Source organism: Rhodococcus sp. (in: high G+C Gram-positive bacteria) (assembly GCF_049286785.1).
Classification (GTDB): domain Bacteria; phylum Actinomycetota; class Actinomycetes; order Mycobacteriales; family Mycobacteriaceae; genus Rhodococcus_F.
Genome location: NZ_JBAQEO010000416.1, coordinates 1 through 6,590, shown reverse-complemented (window position 1 = coordinate 6,590; position 6,590 = coordinate 1). Strand labels below are relative to the sequence as shown.

The following is a 6,590-nucleotide window of genomic DNA, read 5'->3' as shown; positions in this document are numbered from 1 at the left end:
TGCCCGGTTCGGTGAGGCCGAACAGTGCGGCCGCGTGATCGGTGCTGTCGAACGTGTAGGACGTGGTCTGGTAGATCGGCAGTGCCCGCGCCCGGGTGGTCGCGTCGGACGTCTGCCCGGCGTGGATCTGCTTGGTCTCGAAAGACCAGTTGACGCTGGGATCGATGCTCTCGGTCACGAGATGTGTACTCCAAATTCGGTGAGGTGGATGCGGTGAATCAGTTGTTGCCGGAACGAGATTCGACCACGGTCTGGACCGGGGTCTGATTGCGGGTCAGATCGAGCACGGGGCAGTGGGCGTCGACGGCCTCCTGGAGATCGACGTAGCGTTCCTGCGACTCCGGCCCGGTGATCGTGACGACCACCCGTACCTCGCCGAAGCCGGGGCGCACGGAATCGTCGAATCCGAAGAAGCCCCGCACGTCGAGATCGCCCTCGGCGCGCGCGGAGATGTCGTCGACACGAATCCCGAGCTTCTCCGCCCAGAATCGGTAGGTGACCACCTGGCAGGACAACAGGGAGGCCAGATAGTACTCCACAGGGTTGGCCGCAGTGCTCTCGCCGCCGAGTGCCGGCGGTTCGTCGACCTCGACGCTGAACTTGCCGAGCGTGATCGTGCTGGCGACGGCGTCGTGAGCCCGCGCCGACGCACGGAAGACGACCTGGGCGTTGGCGGCGTCCTGCACGACTGCGTCTTGGGTGGCGGTGATGACAGAGGTCAGGTGTGTGACAGATGCGGTGGTCATGAAAGGGATCCTCGATCAGGGATGTGGGCAATCAGGAATCGCGGCGTGAAAATGTCACGTCGCGGCAGGTCCGATCAGAAAATCGGACACCCTGACGTACAGACCTGTGCGTAGTCGACATGGCGCCGCCGCGTCAGCAGCTCGCCTTTGTCGATCGCTCCGGATTCGGTCACGGGTGAGACTGTAACCGGACGACACGCATTCCGACTAGTCCTATAGGAAATTCACGGACGGGGCAGGGCCCGGCACAGTGCGTCGAGGGTGGCGGCGAAACGGGCAGTCGACGGCGTGCTGTACCCGACAACGAGGCCATCGGGGCGGGTGCTGGTCGCGCCCGGATGCCGGAACGTGTTCAGGCCCACGACGGCCAGGCCCAGGGCGGCGGCGCGATTCACTGTCGCCGCCTCCGTGCCCGTGGGAAGTTCGAGAACCACGTGCAGCCCGGCGGCGATCCCGGTGACACGTATGTGGGGGACTCGCTCGGCGAGTGTCGAGACCAGTGCATCGCGTCTGCGGCGATACAGCGTGCGCATTCTGCGAACGTGCTTGTCGAAGGCGCCACTTTCGATGAAATCGGCCAGCGTGAGCTGATCCGTTGCGCTGACCCATCTCTCGTAGCTGCCCTTCACCGCGAGTACGCGCTCGATCAAGCGCTCGGGCAAGACCATCCAGCCTACTCTCACAGCGGGGGACAGAGACTTGCTCACGGTACCGAGATACGCCACCTGATCGGGGGCGAGGCTTTGCAGGGCGCCGACGGGCTGCCGGTCGTACCTGAACTCGCCGTCGTAATCGTCCTCGATCACGACGGCGCCGGTGGTGCGCGCCCAGTCGGCGAAAGCCGTTCTCCGGCCTGGATGCAACGGACCCCCGGTGGGAAACTGATGTGCGGGTGTGAGCAGTGCCGCCGCGAATCCCGGCTGGCGTGCGTGCGGAACCTGTGCGCCGCGGCCGTCGAGTTCGGTGGGAACGGTGACGACTCCGGCATCCTGCAGGAGTTCGCGGTGCAGGTGCAGTCCGTATGCCGCGACCGCGACCGCGATCCGGCCCGGCGAGATCGGAGACTGCAGAGCGCGCGCAAGCAACCACAGTCCGTGGCCGGAACTCGCGCTCACCACGATGTGATCCGGGTCGGCCCGCACTCCTCTTGCCCGCGAAAGGTATTCGGCCAGCACCGAACGCAGCTCGATCCGACCGCGCGGATCACCGGGTCCGAAGGCGTCATGGGGTGCGGCGGTGAGGGCGCGACGCACCGACGCCGTCCACGCGTTCCGGGGAAACTCCGCGACATCGGGTGAGCCGGGCATCAGGCTGTACGCGGGCCGGGACGGTGTGCTCGGCCTGGCCGGACGCCTGCCGAGAGGTTCGCCCACTCGGTCGGCTACGCGGGTGCCCGAGCCCTGGCGGGCGGTGAGCCAGCCTTCCGCCACGAGTTCCGCGTACGCGTCCGCGACGGTGTTGCGGGCGATCCCGAGATCGGCGGCCAGCGTGCGTGACGGTGGAAGTGCGGTGCCTGCGTGCAGGCGACCGGTCCGCACTGCCTCTCGGAGCGAATGGACGAGGGTCGCGCGCACCCCTGACGGTCGCGTGTCTCCGACGCCGGCCGGATCCAGGTGGAGGTCGCGGCCCAGGCCGGAATTGGCCCAAGATTCCATTGTCGAATTGAACCATGGATATGGGCTATTTCGGGCCTAGCGTTCTTGTATGACCATTACAGAGCGCAAGACCCGCGTTGATCTCGCACGCAAGGCCCCCGCCGTCTACAAGGCCATGATCGCTCTCGACGCTGCCGCACGGCAGGGCCTCGATCCCGAACTCGTCGAACTGGTCCTGACGAGGTGCTCACAGACCAATCACTGCGCCTGGTGCATCGACATGCATACCGCCGACGCCCGCACGATCGGGGTGAGTGAACAGAAGCTGTATCTCCTGAATGCCTGGGAAGAGGCACACGGCCTCTACACCGACAAGGAACGCGCCGCTCTCGCGTTGGCGGAATCGATCACCGTTCTGGCCGACGGATTCGTTCCCGACTCCGTGTACGACGAGGCTGCGGACTATTTCGAGGAATCCGAACTGGCCCAGCTCATCTCGCTGGTACTGACGATCAATGCGTGGAACCGCATTGCCGTCAGTACCCGCAAGACGCCGAAGGTGCGCTAGTTCACAGCAGATTCACTCGCTTGTAGAGGCGCTTCGACGGGCCGCCGACGAGGCCGACGCCGTCGAGGAACTGCATCAGCTTGGAACCCGACGTGCGGACAGTGTCCTTGTAGTGCTGATTGCGCTTCGCCTCGGCCACGGCGCGCTCGGGATCGAGGCCGGCATTCGCGTACACGTCCTTGCGGATCATGCTCTTCATCACGAAGTACACGACGACGGCGGTGTTGAGACGCTCGATCTGCAGCCGCATCCAACTCGCTCCTTGAAGGCGCCGGCCCACTTCTTCTCGCGCGAAGCGAATGTGCCGGGCCTCTTCGAGCACGTGGATCTTGCTGACCGTGCGGGTAACCGGTTGCACGCGCTCATCTTTCATGAAGTCGCGCTGCATCATGTCGAGGATCTCCTCGGCCGCCATCACGCTGGCGTAGGCATTCGCGCCCCGGAAGAATCCACCCCAGATCCGCCCGAGTTTGTGGATCGCGGGATGGGGGCCGTAGCTCGGCATGTTCAGCCGCTCACCGGCGCGGGCGAACATCACCGAGTGCCGGCACTCGTCGCCAACCTCGGTGAGCGCGAACTGCACGTGGCGCGAGTGCTTGTCACGGCCGTAGACGTCGCGCAGGAGCATCTGCATCAGCAGGATCTCGAACCACAGCCCGACACTCGACACGCTGGCTGCCTCGTGCTTGGTGAGTTCGATCCTCTGGGCGTCGGTCATCTCCTCCCACAGGGCGGTGCCGTAGAGCGTGCTCCACTCGGGGGTGAGGCCGAACTTGTCGGCAGGGACGGGCGCTTCCCAATCGACCTCCACCATCGGGTCGTAGGACTTGCGTGCCGACGACGCCAGCAAGCGCTGCGCGGTCTCTTCGCGGTCGGAGACGACGATCGATGCGGTCATGACTACCCCTTGTTCAGTGGCCGGTGCGGTCAAGTAACTGTTATGTCCAGTAACTGATACTGAACGATACAAGGATGACCGCCGCAAGGGCAATGGGCGGGTCAGTCGACGTCTGCGGTTTCGCGCGGGGCCTCGACTCGAACAGACGGGTGCTTCCGGCCCGGGGCCCACACTGCGAGCAGGACCGCGGAGACCATGAGAACGCAGGCCAGAACGATGGACGCCTCGTCCATGCCCTTCAGAAACGCCTCCCGCGCAAAGGTGGCCAACTGCTCGCCCTGAGGCCCGGCGATATCAGCGACGTGCAGGGCGGCAGCCAGGGATCCGGAGACCGGTTCCTTGGCCGCCGCGGGGACGGCATCGACCGCCGGCTGGATGTGCCGGCCGTATCCGGCGGCCAGAATGCTACCCGCAAGCGCGATTCCGATTGCAGAGCCGATCTCACGGGCGGCGTCGTTGACGGCCGAGGCGACACCCTGCTTCGCGTCGGGAGTGTTCTGGACGATCGCCGTCGTCGCGGGTGCCGTGCACAGGCCGATACCGAAGGCCACCACGATGAACGGAACGCAGATCTCCGCGTAGCTCGAATACGCGTCGAGGCGGACCATCAGGAAGATGCCTGCACCGATGAGCGCGGCGCCGAGAGCGAGTAAGGGACGAAGTCCGACACGCGGGATGAGCAGCGGCATGACGGCGGACATCGCCACGACCGGCGCCATGATGGGTGCGAGCGCGAGCGCGGACTCGAAAGGTGAGTATTCGAGTACCAGCTGCAGGTACTGGATGGCGAGGAAGAAAAGGCCGAGCGTGGCCAGGAACTGGATCAGCAACGACATCGATCCCGATCCGAAGGCGCGATTGCCGAACAGGCGAACGTCGAGAAGTGGGTGCTCCGTCCGCAGTTCCACCCACGCGAAGGCGGCCGCGGCCACGAGTCCGCCGACGAGTAGACCGAGGACGGCGGGATCGAGCCAGCCGCGCTGCGGTGCCTCGATCGTTCCCAGGACGAACAGGCCGATGGAGGCCACGATCAACCCGGTTCCCGGGAGGTCGAGCGGTGCCGTGCCCCCGTCCCTGGACGAGGGGATGGTGAAGCTGGCGAGGAGTATGAGTCCCGAGACGGCCGCGAGGCTGACGAAGATCGCGATCCACGACCACTTCTCGAGAAGTGCACCCGAGACCAGCAGACCCGCGATGGCACCCGAGCCGGCCACGCCGGACCAGATGCCGACGGCCCGCCCACGCTGGGCGAGCGAGAAACCGGCGGTGAGCAGCGACAACGTCGCGGGCATCACGAAGGCGGCGCCGATGCCCGCGACCACGCGCGAACCGATGATCCACTCGGGTGCGTCGTTGATCACGGGGACCGCAGTGGCGACACCGAAGATCAGCAGTCCCACCACGAGTAGCCCGCGCCGGCCGTATCGATCGCCGAGCGCGCCGGCAGGCAGGAGTAGGGCGGCCAGGGTCAGGGTGTAACCGTCGACGATCCAGGTGAGCTGGCTCTGGGTGGCCCCGGTGTCGCGTGCCAGGTCGGGCAGCGCGGTGTTGAGTGCGGCCATCGCGGCCACGACGAGGGCTACTGCGCAGCACGACACCGTCAGCATCCATATCTGCCGGAGAGTCCAGCCCGCGTTGTCGGGTTGCTTCGTCTGGTCCTGTGATGCCTCTGCCCGTGGATGCACGGTGGTCCTTCCGTGGAGAAATGAGACTGTCAGTATCGTTGCTAGACTGGTAGTTCTCAAGTTGCCGGGTAGCGACTGGAACGGATGGCGTAGATGACCGAGCAGGATCCCCGCAGGCAGCGCTCGCGCGCGCGTCTTCTCGACGCGGCAACGACTCTGCTCGCGAAAGGCGGCACGGAAGCCGTCACGATCGACGCCGTCACCTCACTCGCCAAGGTGGCGCGCGCAACGCTCTACCGGCATTTCGACAACGGGACGGAACTGGTCGCCGCCGCATTCGGCCGGCTCATTCCCCCGGCGCCCACAGTGTCCCGGGAAGGGGATCTGCGCGACCGGCTCGTGGAGTTGCTCGTCAGTCAGGGCCGCTTGATCGAGAAGGTCCCCATGCACGTCACAGCCATGTGCTGGTTGGGGATGGGGCCCGCACTGGAGGACTACTCCAGTGCCAGCGCAGTGGACTCGGCCGCGCAACAGGCCGACAAACGGGAATTGCGGACGCTGCGGCAGGCGATCGTCGAGCAGTACCGTGCGGCGTTCGACCAGATCTTCGCCACTCCCGAAGCCGTCGAACAGCTCGGGGAATTCGACTACGACCTGGCCTTGGCCCAACTCGTCGGGCCCCTCGTCTTCACCCGGCTCGCAACGCTCACACCGCTCGGGCCCGAGGCCTGCGAGAAGATCGTCGACGACTTCCTGGCCGCGCGGGCCGCTGCCGGAGCCGAGGTCCGGAGAGTGGTGGAGATTCCTCCTGCTCAGGCGCTCTGACGTCGACAGCCGCGCACACCCTCGTTACCGTGGCACGTGCGCGTGGCACCGGATGCCGCGCGGTTTTCATTACATGGCTGTGGAAAGGTTCCTTGATGATCACGTTTGCGCTCAACTGGATGCTCGGTGTGCTCGGCAGCGGCTCAGCCGGCAGCAGTGGATACCAGATCCCCCCGGGAACCCTTCCCTTCGGAAGCTGACGCTCGCTAGTTGTTGCGGTTCATGAGGTTGGTGACGCGATCGGTGCGAGTCGGTAGCTGAGGGCGCGGGTCTCTATCGGCAGGATGAGAAGTGCGACCAACTCGTCCCGACCAGAAAGAGACCCGCGTGTCC

Annotated in this window: 7 protein-coding genes; 2 read left to right on the top strand and 5 right to left on the bottom strand. The window is 65.7% G+C overall.

The features are described from left to right. The 3 genes from WAW17_RS15550 to WAW17_RS15540 all read right to left on the bottom strand — a co-directional run. Positions 1-178, bottom strand: a 178-nt coding sequence (locus WAW17_RS15550) for a PLP-dependent transferase (protein ID WP_422333845.1), incomplete at its 3' end; no start/stop codon positions are given. A gap of 40 nt (positions 179-218) precedes the next feature. After that, positions 219-746, bottom strand: coding sequence for an OsmC family protein (locus WAW17_RS15545; RefSeq protein ID WP_422333844.1), 528 nt, complete (start codon positions 744-746; stop codon positions 219-221). Positions 747-970: 224 nt separating this feature from the next. Further along, on the bottom strand, positions 971-2,401 hold the full coding sequence (locus tag WAW17_RS15540; RefSeq protein ID WP_422333843.1) for a PLP-dependent aminotransferase family protein: 1,431 nt from the start codon (positions 2,399-2,401) through the stop codon (positions 971-973). A gap of 49 nt (positions 2,402-2,450) precedes the next feature. On the opposite strand from WAW17_RS15540, the gene WAW17_RS15535 reads away from it, so the two are divergent. Next, a complete protein-coding gene (locus WAW17_RS15535) occupies positions 2,451-2,909 on the top strand; it encodes a carboxymuconolactone decarboxylase family protein (protein ID WP_422333842.1) in 459 nt (152 codons plus the stop codon). 1 nt (position 2,910) lies between these two features. On the opposite strand, the gene WAW17_RS15530 is transcribed toward WAW17_RS15535, so the two are convergent. Continuing rightward, the gene (locus tag WAW17_RS15530) at positions 2,911-3,807 is read right to left on the bottom strand and encodes an AurF N-oxygenase family protein (protein ID WP_422333841.1); all 897 of its coding nucleotides are present in this window, start codon (positions 3,805-3,807) and stop codon (positions 2,911-2,913) included. Positions 3,808-3,908: 101 nt separating this feature from the next. Further along, complete coding sequence (locus WAW17_RS15525; protein ID WP_422333840.1) at positions 3,909-5,492, bottom strand: MFS transporter; 1,584 nt, start codon at positions 5,490-5,492, stop codon at positions 3,909-3,911. A gap of 93 nt (positions 5,493-5,585) precedes the next feature. On the opposite strand from WAW17_RS15525, the gene WAW17_RS15520 reads away from it, so the two are divergent. Further along, positions 5,586-6,257, top strand: coding sequence for a TetR/AcrR family transcriptional regulator (locus WAW17_RS15520; RefSeq protein ID WP_422333839.1), 672 nt, complete (start codon positions 5,586-5,588; stop codon positions 6,255-6,257). Positions 6,258-6,590: the final 333 nt, after the last annotated feature.

Coding starts and splice junctions, on each gene's coding strand:
- WAW17_RS15545 (WP_422333844.1), bottom strand. CDS start 746: ATGACCACCGCATCTGTCACACACCTGACCTCTGTCATCACCGCCACC.
- WAW17_RS15520 (WP_422333839.1), top strand. CDS start 5,586: ATGACCGAGCAGGATCCCCGCAGGCAGCGCTCGCGCGCGCGTCTTCTC.
- WAW17_RS15540 (WP_422333843.1), bottom strand. CDS start 2,401: ATGGAATCTTGGGCCAATTCCGGCCTGGGCCGCGACCTCCACCTGGAT.
- WAW17_RS15535 (WP_422333842.1), top strand. CDS start 2,451: ATGACCATTACAGAGCGCAAGACCCGCGTTGATCTCGCACGCAAGGCC.
- WAW17_RS15530 (WP_422333841.1), bottom strand. CDS start 3,807: ATGACCGCATCGATCGTCGTCTCCGACCGCGAAGAGACCGCGCAGCGC.